The sequence below is a fragment of the Myxococcus vastator genome (genome assembly GCF_010894475.1).
GTDB classification, from domain to species: Bacteria; Myxococcota; Myxococcia; order Myxococcales; family Myxococcaceae; genus Myxococcus; species Myxococcus vastator.
In genome coordinates, this window is sequence record NZ_JAAIYB010000137.1 from 1 (window position 1) to 18,456 (window position 18,456).

The 18,456-nt window shown below is 70.0% G+C and carries 17 protein-coding genes; 10 read left to right on the plus strand and 7 right to left on the minus strand.

What is annotated here, in order from left to right; genetic code table 11:
* The 3 genes from G4D87_RS15665 to G4D87_RS15675 form a co-directional block, all read left to right on the plus strand.
* The coding region (locus G4D87_RS15665) for a thiopeptide-type bacteriocin biosynthesis protein (protein WP_205507600.1) at positions 1-893 on the plus strand (893 nt) is incomplete at its 5' end.
* Positions 894-1,002: 109 nt separating this feature from the next.
* Positions 1,003-1,953 carry an efflux RND transporter periplasmic adaptor subunit gene (locus tag G4D87_RS15670; RefSeq protein WP_163782874.1) on the plus strand — a complete coding sequence of 317 codons (951 nt, stop codon included), beginning with the start codon at positions 1,003-1,005 and terminating at the stop codon, positions 1,951-1,953.
* On the plus strand, positions 1,946-4,177 hold the full coding sequence (locus G4D87_RS15675; RefSeq protein ID WP_163782875.1) for a peptidase domain-containing ABC transporter: 2,232 nt from the start codon (positions 1,946-1,948) through the stop codon (positions 4,175-4,177). Before G4D87_RS15670 ends, G4D87_RS15675 begins: the two co-directional genes overlap by 8 nt.
* Before the next feature lie 15 nt (positions 4,178-4,192).
* Here the strand turns inward: G4D87_RS15675 and G4D87_RS15680 are convergent, their stop codons facing one another.
* Positions 4,193-5,026 (minus strand): efflux RND transporter periplasmic adaptor subunit, encoded by an 834-nt coding sequence (locus tag G4D87_RS15680; RefSeq protein ID WP_163782876.1) that lies wholly within the window; start codon positions 5,024-5,026, stop codon positions 4,193-4,195.
* A gap of 409 nt (positions 5,027-5,435) precedes the next feature.
* On the opposite strand from G4D87_RS15680, the gene G4D87_RS15685 reads away from it, so the two are divergent.
* Entirely contained in the window at positions 5,436-5,846 is a 411-nt protein-coding gene (locus G4D87_RS15685) for a hypothetical protein (protein WP_163782877.1), read from the plus strand.
* A gap of 40 nt (positions 5,847-5,886) precedes the next feature.
* Positions 5,887-6,300 (plus strand): hypothetical protein, encoded by a 414-nt coding sequence (locus tag G4D87_RS15690; RefSeq protein WP_163782878.1) that lies wholly within the window; start codon positions 5,887-5,889, stop codon positions 6,298-6,300.
* A 199-nt stretch (positions 6,301-6,499) separates the two neighbouring features.
* Here G4D87_RS15690 and G4D87_RS15695 read toward each other — a convergent pair whose 3' ends face one another.
* The 3 genes from G4D87_RS15695 to G4D87_RS15705 all read right to left on the minus strand — a co-directional run bounded on the left by G4D87_RS15695 (position 6,500) and on the right by G4D87_RS15705 (position 10,882).
* Positions 6,500-8,725 carry an alkaline phosphatase D family protein gene (locus G4D87_RS15695; protein ID WP_163782879.1) on the minus strand — a complete coding sequence of 742 codons (2,226 nt, stop codon included), beginning with the start codon at positions 8,723-8,725 and terminating at the stop codon, positions 6,500-6,502.
* 164 nt (positions 8,726-8,889) lie between these two features.
* Positions 8,890-9,984, minus strand: coding sequence for a recombinase RecA (gene recA / locus G4D87_RS15700; protein ID WP_163782880.1), 1,095 nt, complete (start codon positions 9,982-9,984; stop codon positions 8,890-8,892).
* A 112-nt stretch (positions 9,985-10,096) separates the two neighbouring features.
* Positions 10,097-10,882: a hypothetical protein gene (locus G4D87_RS15705; protein ID WP_240358307.1), complete on the minus strand. Its 786-nt coding sequence runs from the start codon at positions 10,880-10,882 to the stop codon at positions 10,097-10,099.
* Between the two features lie 43 nt (positions 10,883-10,925).
* On the opposite strand from G4D87_RS15705, the gene G4D87_RS15710 reads away from it, so the two are divergent.
* Genes G4D87_RS15710 through G4D87_RS15725 form a run of 4 tightly spaced genes read left to right on the plus strand, consistent with a single transcriptional unit; the run spans position 10,926 to position 12,779 of the window.
* Positions 10,926-11,561: an RNA polymerase sigma factor gene (locus G4D87_RS15710; protein WP_240358308.1), complete on the plus strand. Its 636-nt coding sequence runs from the start codon at positions 10,926-10,928 to the stop codon at positions 11,559-11,561.
* Positions 11,558-12,034: an anti-sigma factor family protein gene (locus tag G4D87_RS15715; RefSeq protein ID WP_163782882.1), complete on the plus strand. Its 477-nt coding sequence runs from the start codon at positions 11,558-11,560 to the stop codon at positions 12,032-12,034. Before G4D87_RS15710 ends, G4D87_RS15715 begins: the two co-directional genes overlap by 4 nt.
* Positions 12,031-12,528, plus strand: a complete 498-nt coding sequence (locus tag G4D87_RS15720) for a DUF3106 domain-containing protein (RefSeq protein ID WP_163782883.1) — start codon at positions 12,031-12,033, stop codon at positions 12,526-12,528. Before G4D87_RS15715 ends, G4D87_RS15720 begins: the two co-directional genes overlap by 4 nt.
* Positions 12,525-12,779 carry a hypothetical protein gene (locus G4D87_RS15725; protein ID WP_163782884.1) on the plus strand — a complete coding sequence of 85 codons (255 nt, stop codon included), beginning with the start codon at positions 12,525-12,527 and terminating at the stop codon, positions 12,777-12,779. The genes G4D87_RS15720 and G4D87_RS15725 overlap by 4 nt, the downstream gene beginning before the upstream one ends.
* Before the next feature lie 90 nt (positions 12,780-12,869).
* On the opposite strand, the gene glmS is transcribed toward G4D87_RS15725, so the two are convergent.
* The 3 genes from glmS to G4D87_RS15740 all read right to left on the minus strand — a co-directional run bounded on the left by glmS (position 12,870) and on the right by G4D87_RS15740 (position 16,431).
* Complete coding sequence (gene glmS, locus G4D87_RS15730; protein ID WP_163782885.1) at positions 12,870-14,705, minus strand: glutamine--fructose-6-phosphate transaminase (isomerizing); 1,836 nt, start codon at positions 14,703-14,705, stop codon at positions 12,870-12,872.
* 107 nt (positions 14,706-14,812) lie between these two features.
* Positions 14,813-16,225, minus strand: a complete 1,413-nt coding sequence (gene glmU / locus G4D87_RS15735) for a bifunctional UDP-N-acetylglucosamine diphosphorylase/glucosamine-1-phosphate N-acetyltransferase GlmU (RefSeq protein ID WP_371928543.1) — start codon at positions 16,223-16,225, stop codon at positions 14,813-14,815.
* Positions 16,225-16,431, minus strand: a complete 207-nt coding sequence (locus G4D87_RS15740) for a hypothetical protein (RefSeq protein ID WP_163782887.1) — start codon at positions 16,429-16,431, stop codon at positions 16,225-16,227. Before G4D87_RS15740 ends, glmU begins: the two co-directional genes overlap by 1 nt.
* A 214-nt stretch (positions 16,432-16,645) precedes the next feature.
* On the opposite strand from G4D87_RS15740, the gene ggt reads away from it, so the two are divergent.
* Positions 16,646-18,454, plus strand: coding sequence for a gamma-glutamyltransferase (gene ggt, locus G4D87_RS15745; protein WP_163782888.1), 1,809 nt, complete (start codon positions 16,646-16,648; stop codon positions 18,452-18,454).
* The last annotated feature ends 2 nt before the right edge of the window (positions 18,455-18,456 follow it).

Sequence of the window (18,456 nt, forward strand, 5' to 3'; positions counted from 1 at the left end):
CCTCCATGCGCCGCGCCTTCCCCCCCGGCTCCGAGTGGCTCTACGCGAAGCTCTACACCGGCACCGCCACCGCGGACCGGCTGCTCACGCTCACGCTGGCGCCCGTGCTGCGGCGGCTCGCCTCGGCGGGCGCCGTCTCCCATGCGTTCTTCCTGCGCTACGGCGACCCGGACTGGCACCTGCGCCTGCGCCTGCATGGCGCGCCGGAGCGGCTGCAATCCGAAGCGCTGCCCGCGCTGATGGCGGCCTGCGCCAGCGCCCTGGACTCCGGCGAGGGCTGGAAGCTCCAGCTCGACACCTACGCGCGCGAGGTGGAGCGCTATGGCGGCCCCGCGGGCATCGCGCTGGCGGAGCAGCTCTTCGCGGCCGACAGTGAGGCGGCGCTCGCGCTGCTGGAGGCCTACCCGGGAGACGCGGGCGCCAGCCTCCGGTGGCGGCTGGTGCTGCTGGGCATGGACACGCTGCTGGACGGGCTCGGCTTGTCGCTGCCGGCGAAGCTGGAGGTCGTCACCCTCTGCCGGCGCGGCTTCGGCGCCGAGTTCCACGTCGACGCGCGCTTCGAGGACCAGCTCAGCCAGCGCTTCCGCCAGGAGCGGCGGGAGCTGGAGCAGCTGCTCGCCCTGACGCCCTCCGACGCCGGTCCCTGGAAGGCCGGGCTCGACATCCTCGCGCAGCGGAGCCAGCGGCTGCGGCCCATCGCGGAGCAGCTCCACGCGGCCGAGCGCGAGGGCCGGCTCACCCTCTCCGTGGCGGGACTGGCCCAGAGCTTCCTGCACATGCACGCCAACCGGATGCTCGCCAGCGACCACCGCGCGCAGGAGCTCATCCTCCACGACTTCCTGGCCCGGCTCTATCGCTCGCGGCTGGCGAGGGCGCGCAAGGACGGCGCATGAGGCGGACGCGCCGCGCGCGGTGCCCGCACGCCGGGGTGACGGGCAGGCCGCCCTGTTGGTCGCTTCCAGGGCATTCGCTATCCTCCCCTGCCTCCGGTCCGAGGCCGCCATGAGTCAGAACCCGCATCAGTCGTCCCTCTTCCGGCAGGAAGCGCTGGACCACTACGCCAAGCCCGAGGTCCGGGGGAACCTGCTCCGGGTCGACCCCTTCTGGGCGCGCGTCACGTACTGGCTCATCCTCGTGCTGGCGCTCGTGCTGGGCGTGGGCCTCACCGTCGTCGAAATCAACGACTACGCGACGGGGCCCGTGCTCATCCAGGTCCGCGGCCTGGAGGACCTGACGGTGACGTCCGCGGGGCGCGTCAGCAAGGTGCTGGTGGAGCGCGGGCAGTACGTCCAGGCCGGGCAGCCGCTGGTGGAGCTGCACTCGCCGGTGGAGCAGGCCGAGCGCAGCCGGATGACGCAGGAGTTCCGCGCCCAGCTCGCCGCGGGCCTGATGAACCCGCTCGACGCCATGTCCCGCCAGGCGCTCTCCACGCTGCGCAGCCAGGTGGACATGAGCGAGGCGCGGCTGTCGGAGCGCGTGCTCCGGGCCACCGTCAGTGGCCGCATCTACGACGTCCGCGTGCGGGAGAACCAGTACCTGAACGCGGGGCAGGCGGTGGCCTCCATCCTCCAGGACGGCGCGGAGACGTTCGCGCTGGCGCTCGTGCCTGGCCAGTACCGGCCCATGCTGGAGCCCGGTCAGCAGATTCGCATGGAGGTCGCGGGCTTCCCCTACGCGTACCAGTACTTCCAGGTGACGTCCGTCAGTGACGAGCTGGTGGGCCCCGCCGAGGTGCGGCGCTACCTGGGCCCCGGCCTGGGAGACGCCCTGCCCCTCCAGGGTCCGCACGTCGCGGTGGAGGGCCGGCTCCCGGGCGCGACCTTCGACGTGGATGGACGCAACTACGCCTATTACACGGGCATGCCCGGCATGGCCTGGGTGCGCGTGCGCGCGCGCAACGGCTGGCTGACCCTCTTCCCCGTGCTCGAGCTCCTCGGAAAACAGCGTGGCTGAAGAAGAAGACACCTCAGGCTCCCTCTTCGACCGCTTCCCCGCCCTGGCTCGCATTGGCGAGCACCTGCGGCGAAGGCGCGTCCCCTTCGTGGCGCAGCTGACGGCCACCGACTGCGGCGCCGCGTGCCTGGCCATGGTGCTGGGCTACTGGGGCCGGCGCATCGACCTGGACGAGGTCCACGCGGCCACCGGCCTGACGCTGCGAGGCGTGAGCGCGCTGGCGCTGCTCGAAGCCAGCCAGCGCTTCGGACTGGTGGGCCGCGCGGCCCGGGCGGACATCGACGAGCTGCACCTGCTGGAGCCCGCCACCATCCTCCACTGGGAGTTCCGCCACTTCGTCGTCTTCGAGCGGCTGACGTCCAAGGGCGTGGAGCTGGTGGACCCCGGCTTTGGCCGCCGCGTCGTCCCCATGGAGCAGTTCCGCAAGTCCTTCACGGGCGTCGCGCTGCTCTTCGAGCCGTCGGAGTCCTTCGAGAAGGGCGGCACCGTCCCAGGGCCCCGCCGCTACCTGCGGCTCGTCACCGAGCGCGGCACCACGCTGCGGCGCATCGTCGTGATGTCGGTGCTGCTCCAGTTGTTCGCGCTCGCGCTGCCGTCACTCACGGGCGCGGTGGTGGACCGGGTGGTGCCCAGCGGCGACACCACGCTGCTGGCCATCCTCTCCGCGGGCATGGGGCTGCTCGTCGTCTTCCAGTTCGTCTCGTCGCTCGTGCGCGCGCACCTGCTGCTGCACCTGCGCACGTACCTGGACGCGCGGATGACGGTGGGCTTCCTGGACCACCTGGTGCGGCTGCCCTTCTCCTTCTTGCAGCTGCGCTCGACGGGCGACCTGATGAGCCGGCTCAACAGCAACGCCACGGTGCGTGAGCTGCTGACGTCCGGCGCGCTGTCCGCGGTGCTGGATGGCACGCTCGTCTGCATCTACCTGCTGCTGCTCTTCTACGGGAGCTGGCAGCTGGCCCTGCTCGCGCTGGGGTTGGCGCTGCTCCAGGTGCTCGTCTTCCTGTTCGCGCGCAAGCGTCAGCGCGAGCTGATGTCCCGCAGCCTGGAGGTGAATGCCAGCGCGCAGAACTACGAGGTCGAGCTCTTCAACGGCATGCAGACGCTCAAGGCCATGGGCCTGGAGGACCGGGCCGTGCAGCACTGGTCCAACCTCTACGTGGACGTGCTCAATGTCTCGCTGGACCGGGGCCGGCTGTCCGCGCTGACGGACTCCATCACCGCCACGCTGCGCATGGCCTCGCCGCTGGCGACGCTGGCGGTGGGCACGTGGCTGGTGCTGGACCAGCAGCAGCTGTCGCTGGGGGAGATGCTGGCCATCAACGCCCTGGCGGGGAACTTCCTCACGCCCATCTCCAGCCTGGTGGCCACCGCGTTCCAGCTCCAGCTGGTGGGCAGCTACCTGGACCGCGTGGACGACATCCTGCAGGCGAAGCCGGAGCAGACGGACGACACGCCCCGCCGCGCCCACACGCTCCAGGGCGGCATCCAGGTGGACCACGTCTCCTTCCAGTACGGCAGCCGCGCGACGCCGGTGCTCCAGGACGTCAGCCTGGACGTCAAGCCCGGGCAGTTCGTGGCGATTGTGGGCCGCTCCGGCGCGGGCAAGTCCACGCTGGCCAACCTGCTGCTGGGGCTCTACCTGCCGACGCAGGGGGACATCCGCTACGACGGCATCTCCCTACGGGAGCTGGACCTGCGGGACGTGCGGCGGCAGATGGGCGCGGTGCTCCAGAACCCCGCGCTCTTCCAGGGCGACATCCGGAAGAACATCGCCTACTCGGACCCCGCGCTGCCGCTGGAGAAGGTGCTCGAGGCGGCCCGGCGCGCGCAGATTCACGATGAAGTCATGGCGATGCCCATGAAGTACGAGACGGTGTTGAGTGACATGGGCCACTCCCTGTCCGGAGGCCAGCGTCAGCGGCTCGCGCTGGCGCGCTCGCTGGTGCATGGCCCGGCCATCCTGCTGCTGGACGAGGCCACCAACGCGCTGGACACGAAGACGGAGCGGGCCGTCCAGGACGCCATCGCGGAGCTCCACTGCACGCGCGTGGTGATTGCCCACCGGCTGACCACCATCCGGGACGCGGACCTCATCCTCGTCATGGAGCAGGGCCGACTGGTGGAGCAGGGACGGCACGACGAGCTGATGGCCCTCAAGGGGCACTACCACGAGCTGGTGGCGCAGCAGGACCGGGCCGCGCAGCAGAAGCTGGTGGGGTAAGGCGCGCGCCGCCCCTCAGGGCGCGCTCTTCGAGACAGCCGCGGGCGCCAGCTCCACCTCGGCCAGCAGGCCCGTGGCGAGCCGCTCCCGCACCTCCGCGTCGATGAGCAGCTTCGCCTCCGCCTTCTGGTGACGCGAGGAGGGGTCCACCTCCGGCGCGAGGCTGTCCACCTGCCCCTTCAGCGTCAGGCCCAGCGCGGGGAGATGGACTCGAACCGGCGTGCCCGAGCGCACCGACGGCGACAGGTGCTCGGGCACGGCGAAGCGCAGCTTCAGCTCCTCGCTCACCAGCCGGAGGATGGGCGTCGCGCGCCCCACGATGACGCCGGGCACCAGGTACAGCTCGGTGACGCGGCCCGCGAACGGCGCGCGAATCCGCGCCTGCTCCACGTTGCGGCGAGCGGCATCAAGCAGCGCCTGCGCCTCCGCGCGGCGCGCCTGCGCCAGCTCCACGTTCACCTTCGCTAGAGCCACTTCCGTCTCCGCCGTCTCCATCACCTCCGCGGCGGTGAACTGACGGATGCGCTGCTCACGCTTCAGCCGCTGCTGCGCCTGGAGCAACAGCAGCTCGGTGCGACTCACCTCGGCCTGGGCGGCCTGCTGCTGGGCCTGCCGCGCGGCGGCCTCCAGTTGGAGCGGCTCCAGCTCCAGCCGGGCCACCACCTGCCCGGAGGTGACGCGCTCGCCCAGCCGCGCCTCCAGCCCCTGCAGCCGGCCATCCTGCTGCGACGTCAGGTCCAGCGTGTAGCGGGCCACCACCACGCCCACCAGGGAGTCCTCGGAGGAAACGTGCTTCGACGCTGGCGCCTCGGCATGCGCCAGGGGAGCACAGAGCAACGCGGCGCCCACGGCCCACCTTCGGAAGACCCTCCCGCTCACTTGGCGTGCTCTTCGCTGAAGGAGGCCCGGACATCCATACGGCCTCCACGTTACACCGGACGCGCGCCACCCTGAAACGGCCGAGGGCCGCGGCCCGGAGCACCTGGCTCCCGGCGCGGCCCTCGCGCCCCGCCCGGCGGTGATGGCGCCGTCCTTGGTGACGATGTCGCGGCGGAAGGCCGCCTCCCTCTCCGCGACAAGTCTCGCGCGGACACCGTCCCCACGAACTGCCCGTCCGACTCCACGAACCACCGGAAGCTCCGCGCGCGCGACGCATCATGACGGGGCCAGATGACAAGAGGCGGCACCTCACGGGGGCTGCCCACCTGAATGAAAGCTATACTGACCCATTCAACCCCACTCCTGGAAAGGTAGAGCCATGGGACTTCCCGAGCGCAGAGCACAGAAGGCCTACGAGACGAATGTCTTTCCCAAGCAGAAGCAGCTCATCGACGAGGCGGCTCACTTCGAGGTGCCTGTCGAAGTGAGCTGGGACTCCTTGATAGAGGACGACTACAGCCATCTCTTCGAAACCGCCTGGACGAAGGTCTACTTCACGCCAGTGGTGGAGGCGTTCAAGGCCATCTGTGTCGATGACATGGGCAGGGACGCGCTCAAGGAGAAGCTGAAGAAGGTGGTCATCCAGAACACGTCCGGGAACTCCAATGGAAGTCGCGTTGCCCACTTCGCGGATGGCGTGCTGACGCTGGACCACAAGCCCTTCACCAACATCGACGACCTGAAGGACCGCACCAAAAACATCCAGAAGACGTTGGAAGCCGTCCTGTAGGTCCAAGCCACCGTCGAGCGGGCCCGGGGGGAGCAACGTCATGTCATTGAATACCTGGCCCCGGGACCGCTCCATGAGCCCGGGCGGCGGCTTCTACACCGGGCCGGGCGGTGGGCTCTACACCGGCCCCGGCGGCGGCGCGTCCACGGCCTCCGGCGGCGGCCTCTACACGGGCCCGGGCGGCGGCCTCTACACGGGACCGGGTGGCGGCCTCTCCACGGGCCCCGGCGGTGGGCTCTACACGGGACCCGGTGGTGGCATGAGCACCGGGCCAGGCGGAGGCCTCTCTCCGGGGCCGGGCGGCGGCCTCTACACCGGGCCGGGCGGCGGCCTCTACACCGGCTACTGCGAGCAGCCATACCGGAGCAACCAGCCACCGCGCGCGGCGCTGCTGGAGTACCTGGCCAGGATGCGAATGCAGCACCTGCTTCAGCTCCTCCTACGCTACGGCTGACGGCTCCCGCGGCCCAGGCCGCGCAGCGCCCCTCATTACCTTTCGCAAGCGGCGAAGCCGCGGCAGGCCGACATCGCCTTGAGCGCGCGCGTCGCGCAGCTGCACCAGCCCTGAAACGACCGAGGGCCGCCACCGGGAGCCCCAGACAGGCTCCCGGCGCGGCCCTCGCGCCTCACCCGGCGGGTGAGGCCCGTGCCACTCACGCGGCGGTGATGGCGCCGTCCTTGATGACGAAGTCGCGGCGGAAGGCCTTCGCCGTCAGCTCGGCGGGCGAGCGCAGCGAGTAGTCCCTGGCGATCTCCGTGCTCGGGATGAGGTGGAAGGCCGCCTTCGCCTCGGTGCCGCCGACCTCCAGCACCACGAAGCCGTGGGCGTCACCGTCCACGAACGCCATGCCGGGGTGCGCCTCCTTCAGCGACTTGTCCAGCTCCTCCACGATGTACCGGTACACCGAGCTGCCGGAGGAGAAGCCCGCGCCGATGACGGCCAGGCCCGCCAGCTCCTTGATGGAGCCGGAGGAGATGGCCGGCGCCGTCAGCGCGGGGATGCCGGACTCCACGGACGCGAAGGACGCGTGGATGTCGCCAGAGATGAACAGCGCGTTCTGCACCTGGCTGTCGCGCAGGAACTTCAAGAACTCCTGCTTCTTGGTGGGGAAGCCGTCCCACTGGTCCACGTTGAAGTAGAAGTCCTGGCGCAGCGTGGGGTCCGGGACGTCCGCCTTGTCGCTCAGCTTGAACACCATGGAGGTGAGCGAAATCGAGGAGACGATGATCTTCCACGCGTTGGTGGCCTGCACCGACTCCTGGAGCCACGCCTGCTGCTCGTTGCCGAAGATGCCCTCCGTGGCCCCCGCGGAGCCCATGTACTTGATGGCCGCGACCAGGTCGAAGATGGGCTTCACCACGACGTAGCGCGAGCCCTGGATGCCGAAGAGACCCGTCTTGCCCATGTGCGCATAGGCCAGGCCGCGCGGCGTGCCCGTCACGGGGATGAGCGGAACGGCCGACTCGCCCGCCGCCACGCGCGCCTGGTTGACGGCGTTGAGCACCTGGTTGACGTAGAGCAGCGCCTGCCCACCGGAAATCCAGAAGGCCGCCTTCGTGGCCGCCTCTTCCGCCGTGAGCCCGGCCGCGACGGCCTGCTGGACGTACACGCCGGTGAGGATCTGCTTGTAGGGCGTCAACTCCTCCGCGTCGATGTCCACGTAGGCGAACATGTCCGACTGCAGCTGCGCCTGCGTGGCCTCCGGCAGCGTCGGCAGCACCATGGCCAGCTGCTCGGCCGGCACCGCCACCTTGCCCGGGTACGCGTCCTCGGGGATGAGGTGGTCGGGGCGGTAGGTGCGCGTGTCCGTCACCAGCAGCTTCAGGTTCCGGCCGAACTCGAAGTCGCGGTAGATGCGCGTCGGCTGGGCCACCACGGCGTTGATGTCGATGGCGCCCGCGTCGCTCGCGCCGTGGTCCATGGGGATGTACTCGAAGAAGGCCTGCTCCGCGTTGCGGCGGCGCTCGGTCTGCTTCTCGTTGGTCTTCTCGTCCGTGTACGTCGCGACGTCGCCCCAGCAGTCGTCGGAGAACTCGTGGTCATCCCAGGTGATGATGAACGCGTAGCGCTCATGCACCCGCTGGATGATTTTGTCCGTGCGCAGGTTCTTGTAGAGGTCGCGGTAGTTGGACAGCGAGTTGGCCGCGTAGAACGCCGTCAGGCCCGTGCCCTGGCGGAGCGCCTTCTCCGGTTCGCTGAAGACGATGCCGCGCCCGTCCACGGACTGGAACGACGCGTCGCCCGTCGTCTCGTAGACGTAGTCACCCAGGAACACGACGAAGTCGAGGTCCTCGTTGAGCTGCAGCAGGTGCTGCCACGCGTTGTAGTAACGGCCGATGTAGTCCTGGCAGCTGGCGAAGGCGAACTTCACCGGCACGTCGTCGCCCGCCGCCGGCGCGGTGCGGGTGCGGCCCGTCACCGTGGAGTACTTCTGACCGTTCGCGTCGATGCTGAAACGGTAGTAGTACGTCGTGCGCGCCGACAGGTTCGTCACCTTCACCTTCAGCGCATGGTCGAACTGCGCCTGCGCGGTGAAGGACTGGTCCAGCACCAGGCTGCTGAACGACTCGCTGGTGGAGACCTCCAGCCGCACCTGCGTGTTCGCGCCCGCGTTGTCCGGGTCCACCGCCCGCACCCACAACACCACGCTGTCCGGCCGCGGATCCCCCGAGCACACCGACTGCGGGAAGTACTTCTCACCAGCATCCGACGACGTCTCGTCGTCGGAGCATCCGAACGCAGTGGTCGCGGCGACGGCGACGGCGGCCTGGAGGAAACTGCGGCGTTTGAATCGGTCGAACAAGGTGGGACTCCGGATTGCGCGGGTTGGGAAGCAGGGCCGCGAGTCTAGAGCGCCCTTCCGCTCAGCAGGAAACATCCCCACGGAATGAAACGACAACGCGCCGTGTCACCCACGCCCGGTGCGAACCGACGCGAGCGACACCGGACGCCAAGCAAAAGGGCCGCCCACCTCGCGGCGGACGGCCCTCGGGCTTTCATGGCGAATCGCCACCATCCGGGGAAAACGCCCCGGAAACCGGACTACTTCACGGCCTTCACGCGGCCGCGCTTCTCGCTGCCACCTTCGGGCGGCGCGGACTCGTCCGGCACCGCGGCGACGGGCGCAGCACCCGTCTTGCCGATGCCGTACTTCTCCAGCACGCGGGCTTCGATGTCCTTGGCAATCTCCGGGTGCTCGCGCAGGTACTCCTTCACGTTCTCCCGGCCCTGGCCGATGCGCTCACCGTTGAAGGAGAACCAGCTGCCGCTCTTCTCCACGATGTTCTCGTTGGAGGCGAGGTCGATGAGGTCGCCCTCACGGGAGATGCCCGTGCCGTACATGATGTCGAACTCGACTTCCTTGAACGGCGGCGCGACCTTGTTCTTCACCACCTTCACGCGGGTGCGGCTGCCCACCACGTTGTCGCCATTCTTGATGGCGCCGATGCGGCGGATGTCCAGGCGCTGCGACGCGTAGAACTTCAGCGCGTTGCCGCCCGTGGTCGTCTCCGGGTTGCCGAACATCACGCCAATCTTCATGCGAATCTGGTTGATGAAGATGACGCACGTCTGGCTCTTGGAGATGGTGCCCGTCAGCTTGCGGAGCGCCTGGCTCATGAGGCGGGCCTGCACACCCATGTGCGCGTCGCCCATCTCACCCTCGAGCTCCGCCTTCGGCACGAGCGCGGCCACCGAGTCCACCACCAGCACGTCGATGGCGCCCGAGCGCACCAGCATCTCCGCGATTTCCAGCGCCTGCTCACCGGTGTCCGGCTGGCTCAGCAGCAGGTCATCGGTGCGCACGCCCAGCTTGCGCGAGTAGCCCACGTCCAGCGCGTGCTCCGCGTCCACGTAGCCGCAGATGCCGCCGCGCTTCTGCGCTTCGGCGACGATGTGGAGACACAGCGTCGTCTTGCCGGACGACTCCGGCCCGAAGATTTCGATGATGCGGCCCTTGGGCACGCCACCCACGCCCAGGGCGATGTCCAGCGAGATGGAGCCCGTCGGGATGGCCTGAACGTCGCGCATCAGCGGCTCGTCGTTGCCGAGCCGCATGATGGACCCCTTGCCGAACTGGCGCTCCACCGCGGACATCGCCAGTTCGATCGCCTTTTCCTTCTCCTGATTCACGGCCATTGCTCGTAGCTCCTTGTATTGGCGAGCCACCCCGGCCCACCTGAACGCGCTTTTAGTACGCGATGGGTAGACCCTAGTCCACCCCTCTGACATCCGTGCTGCATCCTGCCGGTCAGCCCTCGCGGAGGGCAGCCAGGAGGGCGGCCACCAGCCCCGCCAATCCCACCCACAGCCCCGTGTGCGCCACGCCGAGGACGGCCAGCACCGCCCCGGCCAGGGACACCAAGGTCAGCAGCAGCATCCCCACGCGGTACACGGGCGTCCGGGGCGGAGCAAGCCACAAGGCGGCCATCGCCAGCAGGGAGAGCCCCACCTGCGAGGTGAGCAGGCTGGCGTCCCCCTTGGGGAAGAGCGCTTCATGGACGACTTGTGCCCCAATGCCTCCCACCAACACCGCCATGAACGCACCTGGCTTCAGGCGCTGCGTCTTCCGCTGCAGGGTGTTGGCGCGCAGGTGCTCCAAATCTTCGGGCTGGACCTCCAGGGCGTAGGGGAAGCCCAGGGACAGCAGGGCCTCCACCGCGGCCGCGCGGCAGGTGCGCCCCTGCGCATCCACCAGCCCGGCGAGCCGCCCGCTCTCCAGCAGCCGCAGGAAGGTGTCCGCCACCAGCCGGTCTCCGCCCGTCCTGGCCATCCGGGACAGCTGGAGGTTCAGCCGCGCCGCCACCAGGGGACGCTCCGCCTCCGGCACCCGCGGGGCCTGCTCCGTCAGGACCAGCACCGGCAGGGGGAGGTCCAATGGCGGCGTGGGCGCGCCCGGGAGCCTCGGGGCCCGCGCGGCGTGCGGCGGCACGGGCTCGGGGGGCGCCTCCCACGGCGCGACGTCGCGCGGCGGCGGCGCGTCCTCCACCTCCAGGGCGCGCGGCGTGGGCGGATGGATGCGAGGCGCGTCGGACACGGAGGAAACTGTAGCCACGGCCCTGGGGGAGGTTCAAAGCGAAGTGCTCCCGCAACTTTCACCGGGCAACGGGGTTGATGTCGGCGTGGACGACGCGGACTTGGACGCACAGGCGATGCTGAGGGTGGCGGCGGGAGACCGGCGGGCCTTTGCCTGGCTGTTCGACCGCTACCACGCGAGCGTGGCGCGCTTCGCGCTGCGCTTCGTGGGCAACCGGGAGCGGGCCGAGGAGCTGACGCAGGACATCTTCGTGAAGCTCTACCGGAACGCGCGGGCCTACCAGCCCACGGCGCGCTTCAAGACGTTCCTCTTCCGGGTGGCCACCAACCACTGCCTCAACGAGGTGCGGCGCGGCGAGTACCGGGCGCCGCACGCGCCGGACGCAGACGACACGGAAGGAAGGGAGATGGAAGGTCCCCGGGGTGACAGGCCGGACGCGGCGCTGGAGGGGCGGGAGCTGGAGCGGGCGGTGAGCGAGGCCCTGGCCGGCATGAGCGCCCGGGAGCGCGCGGCCTTCACCATGTGCCGCTTCGAAGGCATGGCGTACCGGGACATCGCGGACGCGCTGGAGGCGAGCGAGTCCGCAGTGAAGAGCCTCATCCACCGCGCCACGCTGGCGGTGGCGCGCAGGATTGAAGCGCTGCAGGCGGGCACCGTGCCCGCGAGGAGCAGGGCATGAGCTGTGATGACGTAGATGATTTGACGGCGTACGTGGACGGCGAGCTGCCCCCGGCCCGCGACGCCCAGGTGCGTGCCCACCTGCGCGCCTGCGCGGCCTGCCGCGCCACCGAGGCGCTGCTGCGCGACACCGTGGCGCGGCTGGCGGAGCTGCCCGCCTTCGAGCCCTCGCCGGCCACGCGGCGCGCGGTGCTGGCGAAGCTGGACGCGCTGCCCATGTCCTGGCCGGAGCGGATGAGGACCTGGCTGCGCCCGGCGGTGCTGTGGCCCTCCGCCGGACTGGTGGCGGTGCTGGCCGTGTCCCTGCTGATGCCGCGCCCCGGCCCGGACGCGCCGCTGGCGCTGGAGGACGCGTCCGTCATGGAGCTGGCGGCGAACCTGGAGCTGGCCGAGGACTACGAGCTGCTGGGGCTCGACAGCATGGCGGACCTGGAGGTCGTCGCGGACCTTCATGAGCTGGAGGTGGTGCAATGAGGAACGGGAACCTGGCGGCCACGCTGACGCTGGGCGTGGCGCTGCTCACGGGCGCCGCCGCGCGCGCGGAGGCTCCAGCGCCCCGGACGGCGGCCGAGCGCTTCGAGCAACTGACGCCTGAGCAGAAGGAGGCGCTGCGCGCGAAGCTGCGCGAGTTCAAGGCGATGCCCCCCGCCGAACAGGCGCGCATCCGCGCCAACCTCCAGCGCTGGCGCCAGCTGCCGCCCGAGGAGCGCGAGCGCATCCGCGCCAACCTGCGCGAGTTCAAGCGCCTCACGCCCGCGGAAAGACAGGCCCTGCGCGAGCGGGCCCGGGACTTGAGGAAGCTGGACCCGGAGCAGCGCGCCGCGCGGCGCCAGCGCCTGCGGCAATACCTGAAGGAGCACCCGGAGCGCCGCGAGCAGCTGCTGGAGAACATCCGCCGCTGGCGGGAGCTGTCGCCCGAGCAGCGGCAGGAGGTCCGGGAGCGCCTGCGCGAGAGGCGGCGCCGTTGAGCGGCGCCCTGTCCGCCGTCGCCCTGCTGTGCCTGCTGCCCCTGGGCGCCGCCGCCGCCGAGGCCCGGGCCGCCACGCCCGCGCCGACGCCTAGCGTCCCCGCGAAGCCGCCCCCGCCCGGCGAGCCTCCGCGGGCCCGCGCCACGCTCTCCGAGGAGGACCAGGAGGTGGTCGAGCACCTGGAGCTGCTGGAGAGCCTGGACGCCGCCGAGGACCTGGACCTGCTGCTCGAGCTGGGCCAGGAGGACTGACGCCCCCCACGCGGAGACGACGAAGCCCGAGCCCCCTGGTGCGGGAGCCCGGGCTTCTCCTGGCGCTTCAGGTCCGAAGCCGCGCGACGGCTACTCCACCGTCACGCTCTTGGCCAGGTTGCGCGGCTGGTCCACGTCGTTCCCGCGCAGGTCCGCCACGTGGTAGGCGAGCAGCTGCAAGGGGATGGTGGCCACCACCGGCGCCAGCAGCGCGCAGGCCGCGGGAATCCGGATGACGTGGTCGGCCAGCGTGGCCACGTGCTCGTCGTCCTCGTCGATGATGGCAATCACCTTGCCACCGCGCGCGCGGACCTCCTCGATGTTGCCAATGATTTTCTCGTAGGCGACGTGCGGCTGCTTCGGCGCGATGACGACCACCGGCATCTTGTCGTCGATGAGCGCGATGGGGCCGTGCTTCATCTCACCGCCCGCGTAGCCCTCCGCGTGGATGTACGAGATTTCCTTCAGCTTGAGCGCGCCCTCCAGCGCCACCGGGTGCATGGGGCCGCGGCCGAGGAAGAGGAAGTCCTGGGCGTTCATGTACTCGCGCGACACGCGCGTCACGGCCGGCTCGCACTTGAGGACGTCCTCAACCATCTTCGGCACCTGCGTCAGGTGCGTCAGGTGCTCCTGCGCCGCCGGCACGGACAGGGTGCCACGCATGCGGCCCAGCTTGACGGCCAGCAGGTACAGCGCCACCAGCTGCGTGGTGAACGCCTTGGTGGACGCCACGCCAATCTCCGGGCCCGCGTTGGTGAGCACGGAGAAGTCGGCCTCGCGCGTCATCGCGCTGCCAATGACGTTGCAGATGGCCATGGCCGTGGCCCCGCGGGCCTTGGCCTCCTTGAAGGCCGCCAGCGTGTCCGCCGTCTCGCCCGACTGGCTGATGGCGATGGCCAGGTGCGTGCCGTCGACGATGGGGTCGCGGTAGCGGAACTCGCTCGCCAGCTCCACCTCCACCGGCAGGCGCGCCAGCGACTCAATCATGTGCTTGCCCGCGACACCGGAGTGCCACGACGTGCCGCACGCGAGGATGGTGACCTTCGTCAGGGAGCGGACCTTCTCCGCCGACAGGTTCCAGCCCTCGAAGTGGACGTCGCCTTCCGACAGGAGCATCCGGCCGCGCAGCGTGTCCGCGATGGCGCGGGGCTGCTCCCAGATTTCCTTGTGCATGAAGTGCTTGTGGCCGCCCTTCTCCGCCATCATCGGCGTCCAGTCGATGCGGCGGGTGGGCCGGTTCACCTTCTGGCCCTGGCGGTTGTAGATGTCCACGGCCGCCGCGGTGATGACGGCCAGGTCACCCTCTTCCATGTAGACGAAGTCGCGCGTGTGCTCGAGCAGCGCGGGCACGTCGCTGGCCAGGAAGTTCTGGCCCTCGCCCAGGCCCAGCACCATGGGCGAGGCGTCCTTGGTGCAGACGATGCGGTGGGGCTCGCTGGCCGTCAGCACGGCCAGCGCGTAGGTGCCCCTCACCTGGGCAATGGCCGCGCGCACCGCGTCCGGCAACTCCAGCCCACGCTCCAGCTCTTCGGAGATGAGGTGCGCGAACACCTCCGAGTCCGTCTCCGAGGAGAAGACGTGTCCACGCGAGCGCAACTGCTCCTTGAGCGCCAGGTGGTTCTCGATGATGCCGTTGTGCACCACCGCCACGTCCTTGTACGTGTGCGGGTGCGCGTTCTCGTCGGAGGGACGCCCGTGGGTGGCCCAGCGGGTGTGACCGATGCCGATGTTCCCCGGCGGCTGGTCCGCCACCACCCGGTTCTCCAGGTTGCGGAGCTTGCCCGTGGCCCGCACGACGTTGAGCTTGCGCTGGTTCAGCACCGCCACGCCCGCCGAGTCATAGCCACGGTATTCGAGCCGCTTCAGGCCCGACACCAGGATGGGGGCTGATTCCTTGTCACCGACGTAACCAACAATCCCGCACATAGTTGCACCTCTCTCTCACGCCCACGCCCGCCGGAGCAATCCGCGGGATTCCCCTACATCCCTGCCGCGCAGCACTCTGCCTGGTTCCCAAGCAAGAGCCGCGCCGCCTATCCCGCCCGAGCCTTCGCCTGCCGCGCCTTCTTGGTGGCCACCCAACCTTCCTTGGTCACCTGTGGCGTGCGGGACACAGCGAGGCTCCCTGGAGGCACATTTTTCGTCACGGTGGTGCCCGCGCCGACATACGAGCCGTCGCCCACCTTCACGGGCGCGACGAGCTGGGTGTCGGAGCCGATGAACACCCCATCACCCAGTTCAGTCAGGTGCTTGTTCACCCCGTCATAGTTACAGGTGATGGTGCCCGCCCCCACGTTGCACCCTGAACCAATGACAGCGTCCCCCAGGTACGTGAGGTGATTGGCCTTCGAACCTTTTCCAATGCGGGCCTTCTTCGTCTCCACGAAGTTGCCCAGATGCACGTCCTCTGCCAGCTCCGTCCCGGGGCGCAGCCGCGAGAAGGGACCGATGACGTTGCGCGCCCCGACCCGGGCCTCTTCCAGCACGGAGTAGGGCTTGATGAGGGTGCCGTCCGCCACGGTGGAGGCATGCAGCACGCTGCCCTGGCCAATGGTGCAGCCCTTGCCCACCACGGTGCCCGCGGCCAGCGTGACGCAGGGGCCGATTTCGGTGTCGGGCCCCACGGTGACGCCTTCCTCGATGTAGGCGGTGGCGGGGTCCTGCAGCGAGACGCCGGCGCGCATGTGCGCCTCGTTGATGCGCTGCTGCAGCACGCGCGCGCGGGCGGCCAGCTCCACCCGGTCATTCACGCCGGCCGTCTCCGTGGCGTCCGCCTCCACCGAGCCCACCGGGCCCAGCTTCGCGGCCATCTCCACCAGGTCGGTGAGGTAGTACTCGCCCTGGGCGTTCTGCGGCTTGATTTCAGCCAACGCCTTCCAGAGGAACGCCGCGTCCACGGAGTAGATGCCGGCGTTGCACTCGCGCACCGCGCGCTGCTCCGGGGTGCAGTCCTTGTGCTCCACGATGCGCGTCACCTTGCCACCCTCGCGGATGACCCGGCCGTAGCCCGTGGGGTCCTCCAGGGTGGTGGACACCATGGCCAGCATCCCGCCCGCCTGGTCATGGGCGGCCAGCAGCGCCTCCAGCGTCTCGCGACGCAGCAGCGGCACGTCGCCGTAGAGGATGAGGACCCGCCCGGAGTAGCCCTTCAGGGCCTCCTCGGCGGAGCGCACCGCGTCCGCCGTCCCGCGCTGTTCGCGCTGGAGCGCGAAGCGCAGGGGGGCCTCCGGGAAGAGGCCTCGGACGGCCTGCTCCACCGCCTCCGCCTGATGGCCCACCACCGGGACCACCGACGTCGCGCCCAGTTCAAGGGCCCGCTTGAGGGGATACGCGCAAAGGGGCCGGCCGAGGATGGGGTGAAGGACCTTCGCCTTCTCCGACTTCATCCGCGTGCCCTTGCCCGCGCACAGCACCACCGCCGCCAGAACGCTCATGCGGCGGAGAATTAGGGACAGCGAATCGAGTCGTCAACCGCGCGCGGATCAGAAGGCGTGACGGTGTCCACCGGCCGTGCCTTGGCACTGACCGACACGCACAGGGTGTTGCGTTGAATCGTGATGCCGAAGCTGGGCTTCAAGAAGACCGTCACCTCGGCCGCGCCAGGCGCGGCGCCAGGTAGGGCCTTTTTCTCGGGTATGGCTGGCGTGCTCATACGCTCCCCCGGACGCGATTCATGATGGGACCAGGATGCACGTCGTCGGAGAACAATCCAAGAGGAAAAATGTTGCCGGGCTGAAATCCTGGTCCCGGCCACACGGTTCGTGCATACCGAGACACATGTAGTCCGTCTAGTTCCCTGGCGTCGCCGGACTGGAGGGTAGGCTTTTGTCGCCCGGGTAACACACCACCCAGGACGAAAGCCAGTGATGGACTGTTCAGACAACGCGAGGAGGGCTGAATCTGTGAGGGAAACAAGCTTCCGCGGTGCGGTGGTGAAGCGCGGGCTGCTGGCCGCGGTGTTGGTGGTGGCGAGCGTCGCGCAGGCGGCGCGCCCATACCGGGGCGGCGCGGTGGCCACGGCCTACCCCCAGGCGAGCGCGGCGGCGCTGGAGATGCTGGAGAAGGGCGGCAACGCCACGGACGCGGCGGTGGCGGCGGCCTTCGTGGCGGCGGTGGTGGGGCCCTACCACTCCGGCATTGGCGGTGGCGGCTTCGCGTTGGTGCACGACGCCAGGAGCGGCGACACGAAGGTGCTGGACTTCCGCGAAGTGGCCCCCAAGGCGGCCACGCGCGACATGTACCTGAAGGACGGCAAGGTGGTGCCGGGCCTGTCCACGGACGGCGCGCTGAGCGTGGCGGTGCCGGGCGCCGTCGCGGGCTATCTGGAGCTGCTCAAGGCGCACGGGAAGCTGAAGCCAGCGGTGGTGCTGGCGCCGGCCATCGCCGCGGCGCGCAAGGGCCTGTGGGTGACGCCGCGCTACCGCACCATGGCGGAGGGCCGGCTGGCCTGCCTGAGCCGGGACGCGGAGGCCTCGCGCGTGTTCCTGGTGAAGGATGCACAGGGCCAGTGGGCAGCGCCGCCCGTGGGGCACGTCATCCGCCAGCCCGACCTGGCGCGCACGCTGGCCTCCATCGCGAAGGGAGGCGCCAAGGCCTTCTATGCGGGGCCGGTGGCGAAGGCCATCGCCACGTCGGTCCAGGCCGGCGGCGGCATCCTCACCCAGGAGGACCTCGCGGCCTACAAGACGCGCGCCGCCACGCCCCTGGAGGGCCGCTACCGCGGCCACCGCATCCTCACCATGCCGCCACCGAGCGCGGGCGGCGTGGCCGTCATCCAGGTGCTGACCGCGCTGGAGCAACTGCGCCCCCAGGGCGTGACGTTCCGCGACGCGGAGGCGCTGCACCTCTACGTGGAGGCCGTGCGGCGGGCCTACGTGGACCGCGCGAAGCACCTGGGAGACCCGGCCTTCGTCGACGTGCCCCTGGCGCGGCTGGTGTCGCCCGGCCACATCGCGGACCTGGCGGGCGCCATCGACCCGAAGAAGGCCACGCCCAGCGCGTCGCTGCTGGCGCCGAAGGAGGGCGTGCGGGGCTCCACGCTGACGGACGAGCCCACCACCCTGACGCCCGAGCCGGAGAAGAAGAACACCACGCACATCTCCGTCATCGACAAGGACGGCAACGCGGTGGCCATGACGACCACGGTGAACTACGGCTTCGGCTCGTGCGTGGTGGCCAAGGGCACCGGCGTGCTGCTCAACGATGAGATGGATGACTTCGCCGCGCAGCCGGGCGTGCCCAACGCCTACGGCCTGGTGACGGGCGAGCCCAACGCGATTGCGCCGGGCAAGGTGCCGCTGTCCTCCATGTCCCCCACGCTGGTGTTCGCCAAGGAAGACCCCCGGCGCGTCATGCTCGCGGTGGGCAGCCCTGGCGGCTCCACCATCCCCACCACCGTCATCCAGGTCATCAGCAACGTGGTGGACCACGGCATGGACGTGGCGCGCGCGGTGAACGAGGGCCGCGTGCACCACCAGTACCTGCCCGACGAGGTGTGGGTGGACAAGTGGGGCCTGGAGCCGGCGACGCTGTCCGCGCTGGAGGCCAAGGGCCACAAGGTGCGCCGCGTGGAGCAGTGGGGCGACGCGGAGGCCGTCTACAGCGACCCGAAGACGGGGCTGCGCTTCTCCGCGAGCGACCCGCGCAACGAGGGCGCCGCCCTGGGACAGGACTGAGC